We start from the raw sequence: 17,341 nt of genomic DNA on the forward strand, positions 1-17,341 counted from the left end.
GGACGGCCTGCATACATTCAACGGATCTGCATTATGCAGCCGCGCCAAGGCAATGCAACAAAGAAAATTACACTAATGGCAGCGCATTGAAAAGAGAGAAATGAGCAACATCCCGCTCCACAATCAAACGCTGCACAGGCAGGCTCTGGAGGTATTCCCCTTGCGTATGAAAACTACCGCGATTCCCAGCCCTGTTAACGCCAGTTGCGCAGACGCTCAACGAACATGCGCAACCGATAGGCACCCTGCGCCGTCCCGTATCGCAGGGCGTCCAGAGGGGCCACGCAGAGGGGATACAACACATTGAACAGCATAAACAGCCATGAAAAACCATGCTTTTTCAGCAAATACATGCGCCCGGCTGCATAGCTTGCCACCTTTTGCGGCGAGGGCTGATGTTCTTTCGGCGAAGGATGAAACACCCGAATTCTCGCATATCGGCGCACCTCTGTGCGGGCATGCGCGTACAAAAGGTAGTCGGTGTCTTCGCCGCAACCGTAGGGCAAGCCGGTTCCGGGGCCAAGCAGGGGATCAAAGCGGATGCCAGTCACGGGCTCTCTGCGGTAGAACTGTACGCATGTTCCCGCAAGCTGAAACAAGCCCGCCCGGCTGACGATCCCCTCGGATACTCCTGAGGCATAAACATTGGGCGATGATGTCCACACGCCCAGCAAAGCCCCGCAAGAAGGATAGGCGGCAAACGTTTCGCACACACGTTCAAGGGTATCCGGCGCATACCAGCAATCATCATCGGGAAAAACTATGATGTCTGCCTTGGCTTGTTCCAGCAAGGCATTGCGGGCAACTGAAACTCCCTGCGGGGGCAGCACAATGCGAGTAATGGGCAAGCCGGAATGGCGGGCAAGCATATTATCCAGATAACCCGGAGGATTCTGATCTGCCAGAAGTATCCGGAAGTTTTTGTACGACTGCCCCTCAAGTGACGTAACCAGCCGGTCAAGCTCCTCATTACGGCCAATAGTGGCGATAAGCAGATCAATAGATGGCTGATCAGGTATCGGCGGCAAGCTGACAAGAGTTTTTTGCTCGGGCAGACTCCACAGCCGGGGCTTGCCTTGAACCAGGCGAGGCAGATCCGCAACATACCCAGCAACTCGGGCGCCGCAAAGCCTGCGCACCGCCAAATAGCCGCCGCTACGCGCGAGCCGCAGCAGAGGTTTGAGCTGAACCGCGCCTGGAAAATATTTTCTTGAAAGCCGCAGCAACTCCCGCTCGCTGGCAAACATGGAATCCATGTTGCCGCTTACGCCGCCAGTATGCATGGACGCAAAGGGGATGCAGCCCAGACGTATATTATCCTCACGCAGAGTGCGGCATAAGAAATCGTAGTCTCCTGCGATACGACAAGAGGCATCAAATTTGTGTACTGAAAAAAGCGTACTGCGGTGAAACAGCCCCGGATGCGGCAGACTCATACCCTGTGGCAGATCACGCCTTGGTTTGGCAGATGGGCGCATCAGCTCCAGCGCTGAGCCGCTGGGTGTAACAAGCTGCACTGGTGTGGCGAAGTACTCCACGGAGTCGGGCAACAGCCGCAGCTCAGATACGTACTGCGACAGAACAGACCAATTGAGGCTATCGCCTGCACCCAAAAAAATGGCCCACTTGCCGCGCACACGGGGGAGGGCCTTGTTCCAGGCATCATAAATACCGCAGTCCCTGGCGCTCTCATAAGAGATCGGCAATTGAGCATGTTCCTGAACAACCTGCTCCGTGGCATCACCCGACATGGCATCCTGAATAACAACTTCATAGCAAAAAGGGGCGCGGACAGGAAAGCCCCCCAAGGTTTCATCCAGGGGTTTGGCTGCATTGCATACGGCAATGACTATAGAAAGTTCCGGCGCGAGTTCATTCATCGTAAGGCTCATTGTATCCGACGTGCTATTGGTGGCGTCAGCCGATTCTGCCAAGGAGGCGCAATCGCAGGGCAAGTATTTGCCGTTTGCAGGCAAACCGCAATCGCCGCCAGGGATTTTGCTCATATTCGCGCAAAATCTGCCAATGGTCTTCCCGCTGCCCGTCGCTGCCTATCGCTTCGCCAACAAAGGCGTAGCCCTGCCGGGGAGTCGGGAATGGACGGGCAGAGCTTTCGTAGCGGAAAAAGGGATCATGGACGCAACACCCGGCTTTAAGCAGACGAGGATAAATGACCTGTTCGAGAAAAAGCTGATCCTGGTTATGCGCGCTCGTGGGCGAAAAGCTCTCGATCATTATTTTGACATCTCGAAACAATCCCCCCTTGCAGCCCCACATGCCGCCCATTACGGGCATGCCATGATATGGGTGGTCGCGCATTATGTGCCCCGCAAGGCCGCTGCGTTCCCATTCGTCAACCGCAGCTTTCTCGCGCGGGGTCAGCCGGGAATCAGTATCGCGCATAACAACGCGCTCAACATCCTCATCTGCCAAAGCCCAAAATCGCCAGAACATGCCGCGGTTGTCATTGATGCCGCGCACCCGAATTACCTCTGCGCCAGTTTGCTGCAGACGGTCTGCAATATCGCCCGGAACGGAGTCGCCACAGTAAAAACGCGCGATCCATCCGGGATAAACCTCAGGGGTTTGCAGCGCATTGACAACCGCGCCCTCGGTGTATTTGGGGTTATCGCCCCAAAGCGAATAGGCAATGAGTTTTTTCAAGCTAACCTCGCCGAATGATCCGCTGATACAATTCAATATGCTGACGAGCAATCATGCTGCTTTCGTAATTGGAAAAAATATGCTCTCGGGCATTACTGCCCCAACGCTGAGCCAATTCCGGATTTTGCAGAATAAGCTTTATGCCATACGCCAAGTCTGCCACGTCAAACTTCTTGGCCAAATAACCATTTTTATTATGGATAACCATATCAGGGATCCCCCCAATATCAAAAGCCACACAAGGGGTTCCACAGGCAGAGGACTCTAAAACAGTTGTAGGCAGATTATCTTGCAGCGATGGTATTACAAAAACGTCAGCCGCAGCATAAAGAGTAGCCAGGCGGGCGGGATCATGCACAAACCCCACGCTGGTGCTTGGAAAATTCAAGTCATTACCTGCAGGATTTTCACCAAATACAACCAGATGTGCATCAGTACCCTGTTTTTTCAGGCATTCAAGCGCCTGTAGCAGCAGGTGAAAGCCTTTGTAAGGGATTGTGGAGACTGTCGCGCCAAAAAGGATGACAGGCTTGTCCTCTGGGATGCCCCACAAGCGTCTCATCTCGGCCTTGTTTGCCGGAGCAAACAGATTCATATCTATGGCATTGCCAAGATGATGAACCGGTTTACCACGCCACAAGGGGCTGTCGGCCGTCATATCAGCCAGCCAGCGGCTCGGGCAAATGGCCTCAATATTCGCCTGTCTGTAAGCTTGATGTTTATAATTCCAAAGCAGTCTGGCCAGATCAAACCCTGGGAGACTGGCGCCCAAGAGTGGACATTTGTTACATCCTACCCGCCATTTTGTGCATTCCATATTGCAATGACATCCACCAGAAATGGGCCAAACATCATGGAACGTCCACACCAAGGGAACATAAATTTTTCTAAGACTGACAAAATCTATGGTGGATGCCGCAGCCCAATGCATATGAACGAGGTCTGGCTTTAATTCTTGAACCCAGTGGGTTAAATTATTACCCCAAAGGGGCGTTGTCCATGGCATATTGCGCTGCCTCTGTGGATACAGGCGCAACACGGCCTGCCCGACACGGGAGCGCAACTTTGCCAGCGTTGCCTTTGAAAAATAATGCCCATCAGAAAAGCCCGGTGGAAAAGCGGCAAGCGTCGAAATCTGACATCCCTCATGCCTCAGGGCGGTGCAAAGCCTCCCGGCAGCAGAGTCAGGATTTAGTGATGCCGCGACTTGAAGAACGTGCATTATCTTTTCCCCAAATAGCATCCTAAAAACTTTCTGGCCAAACTTCTACAAAAGTCATTAATTTTTTTAAAAAAAATCCAGGCCAAATAGCAATTGGGGCCTTTTTTCAGCATGGCTACTTTTTCTTCAATCTCTTGAGCTGCCAAGGGATAGGGCGCATAGTCCTGTTCAAAGATAAGGGGAGTCATCACCTTCACACGGCTGAGCAAAATATCCCGCACTGTCTTCCGCTGCGCCTGCGTAAACTTGGAGTAAATGCTGAAGCAGCACATATTCTCAACAGTAAGGGCAAGAAACAAACAAGCCCCGGCAACGTCATCATATTTCAGATAAATGTCATGCGTCAGCTTGATATGTTCTATGTAGTCGTTCAGCGCATCTGCCTGAAGTAATTTATTTACTCCAGGCTTCGCGCCACGATAAAAGTAAACGACGTCTGGCAGAACTACCATGGATTCTGCAATGCAAAACAGCTTCGCCAAAAAGGGCGGGTCCTCTCCCCGCTTCAAAGCAGGATAGCGAATGCCGTGAGTATTCAAAAACTCCCGTTCTATGAGGTAACGCGGATGATACACCGCGAGCCGGACTGGGGGGTACTCCCGAGGGTTAACGACGGCTCGTTCAAAGAATTGCGTACTTGCCACGCAGTCGCCAACACCAAGAATTCGCTTCAGCGCATAATCCATGAAAACGATGTTTCCGCCGCATAGCGGCACATTCTCAGCCTCGGCCGCAGCCACCAGTTTTTCGAGCGCATGTGGCGGATAGACATCATCACTGTCACACGAAATGCAATACTTCCCCTTTGCTCTGTCTATTGCGATATTTCTGGCCGCACCAGGGCCTGCGTTATTCTGGAGGGCAATTATGGCAAGGCGAGAATCATGCGCAGCAAATTGCTTAAGTACATCAAGTGAATTATCTGTAGAAGCATCGTCAATACAAATGACTTCTATATTCGTCAAAGTCTGGCCGAGTACACTCTCAAGGCATGGAGCTAGAAACTCGGAAGAATTGTGTACAGGTATGATTACAGAAACTTTCGGTAGAGTTATCAAAAATTAATCTCCTTGACCCAAGTTTCTACTGCAAGGGCGCGCCTCTGGCAGTTAACTCAAGGTCCCAATTAAACATATGCTCTTGCTCAAGGTAACTTCAGAGATCTGTTATACTTTTCTGACACACGTATTTACACGCTTAATAATACGTTTACAGTTTGATAGAATTTTAGAGAATACCATAGCAACTGGATTCTGCGATTCACTCAAACACTTATAATCAGGAGACTGCATCACAGATTTAACAAAACGTTCATACACAGCAGCATTATTATGGAGCTTCACATAATCAAAAGCATCGTTTAAGACCGCGCGCAAATCACAAAGCCGTTTTATTTTTTTATTTTTTTGTTCAGCTTTTGACATCAAAGATGCATGGCGAATTCTGTAATGCACAGCTTCAGCTTCTATTGCTGAAACCAATGGGGAACAAGAAAGAAACTTAAGCTGGAACCCATTATCTTCATGAACAATATTTTGGGGAATAAAACGCAAATTATTATTTTCAAGAAAACTTCGCGAAAAAAGCTTTCCCCATGCAACGCATGAAATCTTGGATATCGATTCTGTCCAGTTATCAGATGAAACCTGGAAGCAGGAAAAAGCTGTAAAACTTAAGTATGCGGCATGACCTGCTGCTCGAAGCTTTAATTCATCATCGTCACCATCCGCAAATACATTTGTTTTTGCAATAACAACATCAGCTTTATCCGCTTCTGCCGTGCTATAGAGCTGCTCAAGCGCGGCTGGGTGCAAAAAATCGTCTGAATCAAGAAAAAATACATACTTCCCTTTTGCATGCTCAAGGCCAGTATTTCGGGCCGGCCCCAAGCCCAGGTTAGATGCGTGGTGCAGAATCTTGATTCTGGGATCTTGCCGTGCAAACCGCTGGGCAATTTCCATAGATGTATCCGTTCCACAGTCATCGACACAGATGATTTCAAATTTTGTATACTGCTGGTTTATCAGAGAATTTAGGCAGATATCGAGATACTGGGCAGAATTATAAATAGGAACTATGACGGAAATCTCTATTTCATCAAAGCTACACACAAAATTGTCTCCGCAACAAGGAAGTAAAATTTCTTTAAATTACGCCTACAATCCCGCACTTTGCCGCATGCTGGCAATGATTTTTTTTGCTATAGCTTTACAGGCGTGCCATTTTTTTTCAAAAAGCCGCTTCCAGTTTGATTGAAAGCGACAAATAGAAAAGTCTCTGTTCAAACGATAATCAAGACATATGGATTTTGCCTCACCATACTTGGGAAAAGGCATAGCCTCAGACTTCCCAAACCACAGCAAATCACACTCGCAGACGTGCCTTGGGTCAGCGATGTTCATACGCGTAAACAGATTATTTGCTGCAAAAACGAAATCATCAGGCAATCCCCATTGCCCCAGCTCTTCCCCATCATAGTTCTTTAAAAATGAATTAATTCGAAATGGTTTGAAAAAAAGGATATCAGGTCGGGTTACAATCACCCAGTCATATTTACTCTGACTCTCGGTTTCATACTTCAAACGCAGGCTATTAACCATTTCCTGACTATGGCGCGCCCGTTTGCCATCAGTTTGCGTTTCAAATTGCAACCTCACCGGATTATATATTTGCTGGACTTGTTGCATTTCTGTAGCAGATATAATGAGTCCAGCATGCGAAGCATTTTCGTTATGCCAAGTGAGATCTACAGCTTCAATTTGATCCCAGCAATGCATAAAGATATCGACTTGATACCCGTCACTCGCATTCGCATCAACCAGAAATCTTTTAAGACTGCTGCACGTCTTACGATACGTCCGCAAATGCCCAAAAAGCTGTATTGCTATTTTTTTCATAGTCATACCTAGTCAATGCTATGAAAAAATTTTTTGGCCAGAGCATATGGAACAACATACAATAAAAATGTTTTGATGAAATGCTTTATTGATAGAGACCGATTCTGACGCAAGATTGGTGAGTCAGCCGTCTTGATGACATCAAAATCAGGCCCATGCCTGTAGTTAAGAGGATAGGGAGTTAACCCCTGGCGTCGCCAATAATCCCCCCACCAAACCTCCATGCAATAAAAATTATCCACATCTATATTAGCAGCAAACTCAGGATATAGCGAAGTGGCTGCATCGACATTTTCTGGCTTGGCAACATACAGCAGATCCGCACCTGTCAAAAACTGCGGCTCTTCAATCATTTGACCACGCCCAAAAGGATTAAATGCATAAAAAAGGCCTTTGGGAGGTATCTCAAAGCCTTCTCTTGTGTGGGCACCAAAGACTGCATCCAGCCGGAACTCTGTTTTAAAAAAAATATCCGGTCTGGTCACAATCACCCAGTCGTATTCAACCCCATGCTCCGCAGCATACGAACGGCGTAACCCGGAAGATCGATACAAAGAATAGGCCATGTTGACGCAACCCCGTATTGATCGCTTGAAACGTCCGCCCCCTACCCTCTCCGTCATAAGCACATCAGGGTAATCGCGCTGGGGTTCAACCGCTAGTGCTTTGGGTGTATAGAGATTAGTTGCCAGCTGAATGTGCTGCGGAAGCAACGTCCCCCCCCCAAGAGAATTTCCGTCTGGGTTGCGATAATTCACGGTTGTATGATCAAGCTCGTCCCATGTGTGGATAAAAAAATCGATCGAATATCCATCACGGCTATTCGGCAGCAGGACTTTTTCTTTGAGGCTTGCAAAAGTCTGCTCAAATGTGCGCAAATGGCCAAAGAGCTGTATCGCTATTTTTTTCATAGCTATTTCGCGAGTAACTTCTTATGAATAAGCGTAAAATTGAATTCTGTGGTATGCCCGTAAGTTATCATGTCAGGCCGAACCGATTCATGCTCAAATTCCCGATAGTTCGGGCTAATATTGTAAATGACGAATCCACAGTTGTCTAAGAAATTCATCATTTCAATACATGAAAAAGAGTTCTTATACTTTTCAACAGTAAGAATCTCAATCATGATGACATCAAAGTAACCTGACTTAAGAAGTTCTTCTCCATTTCTAAGGATAGAGAGTTCTGTCCCTTGCGTGTCTATTTTTAAAATTTTATATGCTTTATTGTAGGTATCCCATTTTTTTACTTCTTCAGTTAATGTTGACGATTGCACAAGATATGAGGATTTCACAGAGGCATCAAAACTCTTCCCAAAGTAAGTATACTTATCACTGATATCTAGTGATGAGCTGAGTCCTGTTTCACCCGCGATTTCCTTTATGACAACTCCATCACAGTTATCACTTAAAGCACAATTAAAATATTCAAAATTGCTATATAATGTTTTCACAGCCATCAGTGATGGCAAGCATGACATGAGAGGTTCATAAGAGAGAACTTGTACATCCGAAAAAAATTTATATGCGAGCCGAGCGCTTTGACCGGTATTTGCACCAATATCAATAAATAGAACGCTCTCTCCTTTCGTTATCGTTCTTTCAACATTTTCAAAATCATAACATGCATGTCGAGTCGAATACATATCTTTATCAATGATCACTATATCTGAAAACTGCTCCTGCTTTGGGGCTGCCTCCAGCAATGCTTCAATATGACAAACCTTCTTAAATGTGGGATTAATTTTCAGAAATATTGATTTTATGAGATTCTTAATCATGATTTGTTCCAATAAATTTATCGTTATTTGCGCCTGGGATTTTGACCACGACATTCTTTGTTCCGTCTTCAAGACATTCAAAATCAGTGGCATCGTTCGGCTCCATGACAATAATGTCACCTGCCGTGTAAACAATCCCATTCATTCTGACGCTGCCAGAAACTATCACTGTGATTTCCGTTGCAATTTTGTGGTAATGAGTGCCTTCACGGTCACCCTTGTCGTAAGACTTTACAGCAACCTCGCAGTCATTTGTTGAGTACAAAGTTGGTTCAAAGTTTCCCACAAACCACCCTTTTACCATATCCTCAAGGCGGGCTGTTTTCATTTGCTTATCTTTGCCTCTTGCAATTCATACAGATAATTGGCCAGTTGAGCCTCTGTCTTCAACGGGTGAAATGCCGAGTTTGGAATCTGATACACCAGAACTTTTTTCTGCAGCAAAATCATTTCGTTCAATGCCTGGCTGACATAAAAAGCGCCTTTCACCGGATTGTCCTTGCGGATCAGTTCCTTGGAGCATTCAATGAAATCTCCGGCCTTTTTAAAATAATAAAGGCTGGCCAAGGCATTACGACTGATAGGATTCTTTTCCGCAAATTCACACACTGAGCCGCTCGCATCGACCTTGGCAAATGAATAACGAGGATGCACAGAGTGAAAAGCGACAACACCGGCGTCTGCATTGTTTGACCGGAACCAGTCGACTATTTCACCGCAGGGAACATCTACAAGGTCATTTACTGCGAGCAAAAGCAACTCGTCAGACACATCAAGATGGCTGATTGCAAGCAAAGCCGTGCAGACCGCCCCCCGGGTTTTACCCGGTACAGGAACAATGAGGGCTTTCTCATCCAGCTGTTTGATTACGGAGTCGACCTGAAATGCTTTGCTATCAACGGTTTTGAGGCAGAACAAAAACTGGCATGAGCCAAGCTGACGGCAATAGTCAACCTGCCGTTCCAGAATCAGGGTTCCATTCAGTTCAGTCAGGTATAGGGGATAGGATGCTTCATCTTGCGCCAACCCCGCACCGCCCATGAGAAACATTACTTGCACGGCGATTCCCCTTTTTCAATTTCCGCGATGCGTTTTTTTATTCCTTCATAGGTAACGTCATCAACAGTTGCTACCTGCATGAGGTGCCCGCCGGAACCGATTGCAGCTTTAATACCGTTTTCATTATCTTCAACGATGAGGCATTCGTCAGGATCCAGGCCAAGCCTTTTCATTGCCGTGCTATAGATTTCTGGCGATGGCTTTGCCTTGGCAACATCCTCATTTGAAAGCATAAATTCAAAATATCGAGTTAACCGGGCATTGTGCATCATCAGCTCAAGGGTCATACGAACAGAGTTAGAGCCAACAGCCATCTTGTAACCTTCCGCTTTGAGCCGGGAAAGCGCATATTCGTGGGCAAAGCGGGGGCGGCACTTTGTCTGAATCATGGACACCGTGTATTGCTGCTTCATTTCGTTGATAAAGCTGTGCAATGACTTGGGCAAACCCTTTTCAAGAGTCAACTTTTCAAGCTTTACCCTGGTTGGCAAGCCGTCGTAAGCGGTAAGATGCTCGTATCGGCTTATTTCATACCCAAAAAGGCTGAGAGCCTGATTCAACGCTTCATAGTGCCAATCCTTGGCTTCTATAAGCACACCATCCATATCAAAGAGGACAGCTTTAATTTTAGGCATGGAAAAACTCCGTTGCGGCTTCCGGCGTGTCGGTGCATAACATAAAACAATCAGAATGAAACTTACATTTTTTCAACGTATTCCACTGGGCTGATACACTTCGCTTGTGCAAGTCAGCAGAGACAACACAGACTTTTTTACCTTTGTCAATAAGTTCATCAACAAGGGGGGCATCATACCAGTCAGAATTGAAGCAATCCAACCACACACCATGGCTTTTTTCAAGAAGTACAGGCGTGGGCAATATATCGCTGTATCCGGTAAACACTGGCAGCCCCAAGCGAAGTTGCACCACCATATCGGGTATGGACATATCAAATGTAAATGCGTTTGTGTGTTTATACTTGCCCAGCAAAGCCCCGATTGCCTCGCCAAGGCCATCCGCCTTGATATTGATCGCAAGCGGTAGATTGCGCCCATCCATTATTTGCAGAACTTCTTCAAAAAGCATCTCGGTACCACACGGCATATCGTGCGAAATAACGAGTTTACCAGCGCAGTCCCTTACATCTGTTTCTGTTCCATACCCCATATCAAAACTGCGCACAAAGGCCTGACGCGTGTTTTTCTCGCCCGGATGTTTCCAGTACCCACGGTGTGAAAGAATGATCATTTCTTGACCCTTTGCGATACAGGATGCTTAACAAAAAAATTAAGATCTGAAGGGGTCCCCAACCCATACATCCCGTTATATTCTTCGCCAATCGGGAAAATACCAATTTTTTTCTGGTCACGAATCAGATAATTATAGCAAGGGCAGGTATAAAACTCATTATTAACACGGATATTATCAGCAATCATCTGTTCTGCAGAGCGCACAAGATCACGCCCTCGTGCAAAACCAAAAATCCCAACAGTGGCATCATGTGAAATAACTTTTTTTTCTGCCGTTTCAACAACCAGCCCGTTATCATCTGTCTTAGCATATGACCATTTGGGATCCTGGCTTTTCATCGTCATGATCAAACCATCCAGCTTTCTGTCTAGCATTGAAGCAATAAACTCGTTGATATCGCAATCAATAAATTGATCAGCATTAGCATTTAACAGGGGTTCATCATTGTCAAAAAACTTTTTTGCCAGCAAGGCAGTACAAACCTGCCCCTCGGTAATGCCATTTATACCTATAATTTCAACATGCTCAGCATAAGATGGAAGCTTTCTATTGAGGTCGTACGCTTCAATATGTTCCTGCTGACATATGAACACAAACCGATGTGGGCAAGAAGGGCGCAAGTTATCCACGACGACCTTGATCATGGGGACATCGTGAATAGGAATAAAGGGTTTGGGGGTTGTATATCCTGCATTTGCAAAACGACTGCCCCTGCCCGCCATCGGCAATACTATTGTAAGCATAAAGCCCTCCTTACGTGCTAAGCCTGCTGTGGTTGGCTTGGCACATGCACTTCATTCAGCTGTAAAAACTCTTCATACGAGGGCAGCACTTCTGCAACTGCCCCATGTTGCTTTATCTGCCCGTTATCAACCCAGTATAAAACATCACAGCCTTGAACAGTGGTCAATCTGTGAGCGACAACTATTATGGTAATATTTTTGCGAAGATTCAGGACTGTACGCTGTATAGCAGCCTCTGCCGCTCCATCCAGCGCGCTTGTAGCCTCATCAAAAAGTAAGATATCAGGATTAACGTAAAGCGCTCTGGCAATAGCAACACGCTGCACCTGCCCGCCAGAAAGACGCAGCCCATGGTCGCCCAACATCGTGTGAATTCCATCTGGCAGATCATCCAGAAAATCAATGGACGCCATCTGGCAGCACGCCCGCACCCTATCCTCGTCGGGAGGAGAACCCCATTCACTGAAGGCCACATTCTCAGCCAGCGTCGCATCAACTATATACGGGCTTTGGGGTACATAACCAATATTCAAAAAACCTGGCGAGGGAACTGCGCTGGCCCCGTCAACCAGCACTTTTCCAGAATCAACCCTCAAAAGGCCCGTCAACACGCCTACGAGTGTACTTTTACCGGCTCCCGACAGGCCAATCAACCCGACCATAGAACCTTTGCGTATTGTAAGGCTGACATTTTTCAATGACGCGCTACTTGCATTGGGGTATGTAAAAGAGACATCCTGCAATTCAAGTGAATGTGCATATGCTCTGCGTGTATCACCTTCAACTGCGCTGGAAGAAATATCCTTGTAATTTTCCAACAGTTTCTGAACCATGTAACTGTTGGCTTTGAGTTGCAGAATGCCGCCGACTATCTTGTTCATAGCTGGCAATATTCGCCATGAAGTGGCCGCCATGAGCGAGAGAGTGCCAGTAATACTGGCTACGCTTTCGCCCCGAAAAACCATAAAAATAACTCCTGCCAGCAAAAGCAGCATTCCAAGGGATTCCAGAACCCAGTTGGGAATGGGGGCATATGCTATTTGCCTTGTTGCCCCCGTGATCACGGGAGCGGAACGCTTGATCAAACTGTTATAGAAAGCAGATCCTTGACGATATATCTGCACTTCACGGATACCGTATAGCGCGGCGTGAACAACCTTATCTGCAGCGATGCCAGAATTTGCAACAAGCTCGCCGGCATCTCGTATTTTACGTTGCGTGGCTCGGTATACAAACAGAGCAACAACCGTAGCCACCCCATATAGTATAACTGACACTATTGGTGCCGCAACAAGGGCCCCAACCAGCAGAAGTATTATTATGCCAGCCTGACTAAACACCTGCAGAGCGCCCAAGGAAAAATATCCTACATATGATCTCCATTGCACTTGTCCAATCAGCTCGGCAGGATTTTTTTGCGTATGCCAGACATACGGTTCGCGCAGATAGCTGCCAAATATTTTTGTAGCAACATCCCAGGACATGGACTGCGACACTTCGCCCTGCCAGTAGGTCATCAGAGCAGTAATAATATTTTTCAATACCGTTGCAATACAGACCATGCTCATCAAAAGAATCAGCAACCGGATACTGCTTGGGATATCGTCGCCAAAACTGGGCAGCATTTGATATATTCGCCACAGGGGAGCAATTTTTTCCAGACTGTCAGGCGCAGCCAAAGCAACACCCAACAATGATATGGCACCAGCCAAAGCCAATTCCACAATACTTTGCGCGAGCATCCCAACGGTCAGCCAGCGCAACTGGCGCTGACGCAATACAGGCAGCATTGCGTAAATTTTTTTCAGACTGGCAATCATATTCACAAAAAATCTTCCTCTCACGCGTTATGATTCAAAAGACATCATTCTAAAATATAAAAGATGAAAAAACGTCAGAAGCGTCCTCGATATAGCAGCAAAAAACTACATCGAGTAACAAAGGATGCCCTTGAATCATCAATCAGCAGAATTCGTTCGCTGAAATGGTTGGAGAAAATATATGCCGACATTTATTGTCTTTTGGAAAAATCGCTGTACGCATCGCGCAAACCTTCTTCAAGCCCTACGCGCGGTTTCCAGCCCATGCCCAAAAGTCTGCCTGAATCCATCAGCTTGCGGGGGGTACCATCCGGTTTTGAGGGGTCGGTAACGATGTTGCCGTTAAACCCCACAACCTTGGCAACCAGATGGGCTGTTTCCAGAATGGAGTGTTCCACTCCGCTACCCACATTCACATGCTCAAAGTCAGAATAGTTTTCAAGCAAAAATACGCAGGCTTCCGCCATGTCGTCCACGTGCAGAAATTCGCGTAGGGCTTTGCCTGTACCCCAAATGGCAACCTCTGAGGCCCCGCGTTCTTTTGCTTCATGAAAACGGCGGATAAGCCCAGGAATCACATGGCTGTTTTCCGGGTGATAGTTGTCGCCAGGGCCATACAGATTGGTGGGCATGGCGCTGATGGCATCAAAGCCATACTGCCTGCGGTAGGCCTGGCACATCTTGATGCCCGAGATTTTGGCCAGTGCGTAGGCATCGTTGGTCGGTTCCAGCGGCCCGGTGAGCAGATACTCTTCCTTGATGGGTTGCGGGCACATCTTGGGGTAAATGCACGATGAGCCGAGAAACAGCAGTTTTTTGCAGCCGTTGCGGTATGCGCTGTCGATGACGTTGTTCTGGATTTGCAGGTTCTGGTAAATGAACTCTGCGGGATATGCGGCATTGGCGTGGATGCCCCCCACCTTGGCTGCGGCCAGAATCACCACGTCAGGCCTGTGCTGGGCAAAAAAAGCCCGCACCCCGGCCTGATCGCACAAATCCAGTTCCGCATGCGTGCGGGTGATCTGCCGCTCATAGCCAGAACGCGCCAAGGCGCGACACAGAGCGCTACCCACCAGACCCCGATGGCCAGCCACATAGACCAGAACATCCTTATGCATGGTTTACTCGTTGTGGCTGAAGGTTTTAAAGCCAGCCACTTTGCACACGGCGTCGCGCATGCTCAGGGCCAGATCTTCGCGCGCCATTTCGGCAACCATGTCTTCAAAGGAGGTTTTCGGCTCCCAACCCAGCTTTTCCTTGGCTTTGGCCGGCTGGCCCAGCAGGGTTTCCACTTCGGTGGGGCGGAAGTAGCGCGGGTCAACGCGCACAATAACATCGCCGGGTTTGAGATGGCATTCCAGCCCCTGACGGTTGCCAGCGACCTGCTGCAATCGGCTCACGTCAATGCTTGCCACCGTGCCGGTTTCCTCCACGCCAGTGCCCTGCCAGCTGAGGCGGACGCCAAGCTCTGCGGCTGCGGCATTGACAAAATCGCGCACAGAAAACTGCCGCCCGGTAGCGATCACAAAATCATCGGGCTGTTCCTGCTGCAACATAAGCCACTGCATTTCAACGTAATCACGGGCGTGACCCCAGTCGCGCTTGGCGTCCATGTTGCCGAGGTACAGGCACTCCTGCAAGCCAAGCACCATGCGCGACATGGCGCGGGTGATCTTGCGGGTCACAAAGGTTTCACCGCGGATGGGTGATTCGTGATTGAAAAGAATGCCGTTGCAGGCATACATGCCGTAAGCTTCACGGTAGTTGACCGTAATCCAGTAGGCGTAAAGCTTGGCGCAGGCGTAGGGAGAACGCGGATAGAATGGCGTTTTTTCCGTCTGCGGCACTTCCTGCACCAGCCCAAAAAGCTCAGAGGTAGAGGCCTGATAAAAACGCGTGGTCCCCGTGAGTCCGGCAATACGGATGGCCTCAAGCAGACGCAGGGTTCCGAGGGCATCCACATCCGCAGTGTATTCGGGCGACTCAAAAGAAACCTGCACATGGCTCTGCGCCGCCAGATTATACACCTCGTCCGGCTTTACTTCCTGCATCAGACGCACCAGATTGCTGGAGTCGCTCAGGTCTCCATAATGCAGAATAAAGCGCCGCCGATTGGCATGCGGGTCTTCATACAGATGGTCAATGCGGTCGGTGTTGAACAACGAGGCGCGCCTTTTGATGCCATGCACCTCGTAGCCCTTCTGCAACAGAAACTCCGCGAGGTAAGCCCCATCCTGACCAGTGATGCCGGTTATAAGCGCTTTTTTCATAATTTCAGTATATTGTCTTTTTGATAGTGAAGCTACGAGGGCTGAAACTCCCTACTGGCAGCAAGGAGGCGGGTAAAATACCTTGCAAGGCTACCATTGTCCACTGGTTGAAGCGGTCGTGCCGTAGCCATACTGCCAGCAATGCTACCCTTCCCGCCCGTACACATCGGCAAAACGCACGATATCGTCCTCGCCCAGATAAGAGCCGGACTGGATTTCGATAAGCACCAGAGGGATAACCCCAGGATTTTTCAAGCGATGCATGGTGCCGACTGGTATGTAGGTCGACTGGTTTTCTGTAAACAGTTTAACCAGATCGCCGTTGGTCACTTCTGCCGTGCCGCTCACTACGACCCAATGCTCAGCGCGGTGGTGGTGCATCTGCAAAGAAAGCTCGGCACCCGGGTTCACAATGATGCGCTTGACCTGAAAACGCCCGTCCATGACAAGAGTTTCATAGCTGCCCCAAGGGCGGTACACCAGGGGATGTTGCCTGCATTCGGGCCGCTGTGCGCTTTGCAGGCGGCCAACAATCTTTTTTACGTCCTGCACACGGTCGCGCGGCGCTACAAGCACGGCATCCTGCGTTTCCACAACCACAAGCCCGCTCACGCCTATGGCCGCCAGCAGCCTGTGGTTGGCGTTAAAATAGCAATCCTCGGCACCCTCGGTCATAACATCGCCGGAGCATACGTTGCCGGAATCGTCTTGCTGCCCTATCTGATAAAAGGCTTCCCACGAACCAAGGTCGCTCCAGCTGACGCCCAGCGGCACAACAGCCGCAAGATCCGTTTGCTCCATGACCGCATAGTCTATGGAATCAGACGGAGAGGAAAGAAACGCCTCGCTGTCCGGGCGGAAAAAAGCCTGATCATCCTTGCGGCCCATCCAGGCGGCATTGCAGGCGGCGTATATCTGGGGAGCAAAACGTTCCAGCTCTTTCAGATACACAGAAGCCCGCAACATAAACATGCCGCTGTTCCACGAATAACCGCCCTTGGACAGCATGCCTGCAGCTTTGTCCGCATCTGGTTTTTCCACAAAACGGGCAACCCGGTAGCCGTTCACGCCGAGAGCCTCGCCTTGTTCAATGTAGCCAAAGCCGGTTTCCGGACCGGTGGGTGCTATGCCAAAGGTAACAATACGCCCCTGTTCCGCCAGAGCCGCCGCGCGTTTTACGCCTTCAAAAAAGAGGCCTTCATCGCCAATGGCATGGTCAGAGGGCAATATCAGCATGAGCGGATCTGCGCCGTCTTCCTTCAGGGCAAAGGCCGCCAGCGCAATAGCCGGAGCAGTGTTGCGCGGCGCGGGTTCCAGCAGGATTTTGCCATGCACGCCGCATTCGTACAGTTCGGCGGTCACATAAAAACGGTGAGCCTCATTGCACACAATAACAGGCTCCATGCTGTCCGGCGTGTGCTTCGCCCGCAGCACGGTATCCTTGAACAGCGTTTTCCCGCCGCCCATATCCACAAACTGCTTTGGGTATGTTTCGCGCGAAAGCGGCCACAAACGCGTACCACTACCACCGCACAGAATCACAGGGGCAATATTCTGCATGAATTTCCTCACCATTGCATCAATGTTGGAACACCGGTCTGACGCACTGCCAGTAGGGCGAACTAGTCAATGTTA

17 protein-coding genes are annotated in these 17,341 nt (G+C 48.8%); 1 reads left to right on the forward strand and 16 read right to left on the reverse strand.

Going from position 1 to position 17,341, the window contains the following annotated elements:
* Positions 1 to 194: 194 nt before the first annotated feature.
* The gene (locus tag G449_RS0100300) at positions 195 to 1,880 is read right to left on the reverse strand and encodes a glycosyltransferase family 2 protein (RefSeq protein WP_022657309.1); all 1,686 of its coding nucleotides are present in this window, start codon (positions 1,878 to 1,880) and stop codon (positions 195 to 197) included.
* On the opposite strand from G449_RS0100300, the gene G449_RS18320 reads away from it, so the two are divergent.
* Positions 1,846 to 2,682, forward strand: coding sequence for a hypothetical protein (locus G449_RS18320; protein ID WP_159060389.1), 837 nt, complete (start codon positions 1,846 to 1,848; stop codon positions 2,680 to 2,682). The two genes, G449_RS0100300 and G449_RS18320, sit on opposite strands and share 35 nt — an antisense overlap.
* Here G449_RS18320 and G449_RS17955 read toward each other — a convergent pair.
* From G449_RS17955 to G449_RS0100380, 15 genes are all read right to left on the reverse strand, one after another.
* Positions 2,666 to 3,886, reverse strand: a complete 1,221-nt coding sequence (locus tag G449_RS17955; protein WP_159060390.1) for a glycosyltransferase — start codon at positions 3,884 to 3,886, stop codon at positions 2,666 to 2,668. The genes G449_RS18320 and G449_RS17955 overlap by 17 nt on opposite strands.
* Positions 3,886 to 4,944, reverse strand: a complete 1,059-nt coding sequence (locus G449_RS17515; RefSeq protein ID WP_022657312.1) for a glycosyltransferase family 2 protein — start codon at positions 4,942 to 4,944, stop codon at positions 3,886 to 3,888. Before G449_RS17515 ends, G449_RS17955 begins: the two co-directional genes overlap by 1 nt.
* A 108-nt stretch (positions 4,945 to 5,052) precedes the next feature.
* Positions 5,053 to 5,997, reverse strand: coding sequence for a glycosyltransferase family 2 protein (locus G449_RS17960; RefSeq protein WP_159060391.1), 945 nt, complete (start codon positions 5,995 to 5,997; stop codon positions 5,053 to 5,055).
* A 45-nt stretch (positions 5,998 to 6,042) separates the two neighbouring features.
* Entirely contained in the window at positions 6,043 to 6,783 is a 741-nt protein-coding gene (locus G449_RS0100325) for a hypothetical protein (RefSeq protein ID WP_022657314.1), read from the reverse strand.
* An 8-nt stretch (positions 6,784 to 6,791) separates the two neighbouring features.
* Entirely contained in the window at positions 6,792 to 7,694 is a 903-nt protein-coding gene (locus G449_RS0100330; protein ID WP_022657315.1) for a hypothetical protein, read from the reverse strand.
* Between the two features lie 2 nt (positions 7,695 to 7,696).
* Positions 7,697 to 8,563: an FkbM family methyltransferase gene (locus G449_RS0100335; protein WP_022657316.1), complete on the reverse strand. Its 867-nt coding sequence runs from the start codon at positions 8,561 to 8,563 to the stop codon at positions 7,697 to 7,699.
* Positions 8,556 to 8,891, reverse strand: a complete 336-nt coding sequence (locus G449_RS0100340) for a cupin domain-containing protein (protein ID WP_022657317.1) — start codon at positions 8,889 to 8,891, stop codon at positions 8,556 to 8,558. Before G449_RS0100340 ends, G449_RS0100335 begins: the two co-directional genes overlap by 8 nt.
* Positions 8,888 to 9,622, reverse strand: coding sequence for a glycosyltransferase family protein (locus tag G449_RS0100345; RefSeq protein ID WP_159060392.1), 735 nt, complete (start codon positions 9,620 to 9,622; stop codon positions 8,888 to 8,890). Before G449_RS0100345 ends, G449_RS0100340 begins: the two co-directional genes overlap by 4 nt.
* Positions 9,613 to 10,257, reverse strand: coding sequence for an HAD family hydrolase (locus G449_RS0100350; protein ID WP_022657319.1), 645 nt, complete (start codon positions 10,255 to 10,257; stop codon positions 9,613 to 9,615). The genes G449_RS0100345 and G449_RS0100350 overlap by 10 nt, the downstream gene beginning before the upstream one ends.
* A complete protein-coding gene (locus G449_RS0100355; RefSeq protein ID WP_022657320.1) occupies positions 10,250 to 10,870 on the reverse strand; it encodes a PI-PLC domain-containing protein in 621 nt (206 codons plus the stop codon). Before G449_RS0100355 ends, G449_RS0100350 begins: the two co-directional genes overlap by 8 nt.
* Positions 10,867 to 11,616, reverse strand: coding sequence for a glycosyltransferase family 2 protein (locus G449_RS0100360; RefSeq protein ID WP_022657321.1), 750 nt, complete (start codon positions 11,614 to 11,616; stop codon positions 10,867 to 10,869). Before G449_RS0100360 ends, G449_RS0100355 begins: the two co-directional genes overlap by 4 nt.
* A gap of 17 nt (positions 11,617 to 11,633) precedes the next feature.
* Entirely contained in the window at positions 11,634 to 13,436 is a 1,803-nt protein-coding gene (locus G449_RS17520; protein ID WP_022657322.1) for an ABC transporter ATP-binding protein, read from the reverse strand.
* A 191-nt stretch (positions 13,437 to 13,627) separates the two neighbouring features.
* Complete coding sequence (locus G449_RS0100370; protein ID WP_022657323.1) at positions 13,628 to 14,554, reverse strand: GDP-L-fucose synthase family protein; 927 nt, start codon at positions 14,552 to 14,554, stop codon at positions 13,628 to 13,630.
* A gap of 3 nt (positions 14,555 to 14,557) precedes the next feature.
* Complete coding sequence (gene gmd / locus G449_RS0100375; RefSeq protein WP_022657324.1) at positions 14,558 to 15,706, reverse strand: GDP-mannose 4,6-dehydratase; 1,149 nt, start codon at positions 15,704 to 15,706, stop codon at positions 14,558 to 14,560.
* 144 nt (positions 15,707 to 15,850) lie between these two features.
* Positions 15,851 to 17,266 carry a mannose-1-phosphate guanylyltransferase/mannose-6-phosphate isomerase gene (locus G449_RS0100380; protein WP_022657325.1) on the reverse strand — a complete coding sequence of 472 codons (1,416 nt, stop codon included), beginning with the start codon at positions 17,264 to 17,266 and terminating at the stop codon, positions 15,851 to 15,853.
* Positions 17,267 to 17,341 lie beyond the last annotated feature (75 nt).

Source organism: Desulfovibrio desulfuricans DSM 642 (assembly GCF_000420465.1).
Classification (GTDB): Bacteria; Desulfobacterota; Desulfovibrionia; order Desulfovibrionales; family Desulfovibrionaceae; genus Desulfovibrio; species Desulfovibrio desulfuricans.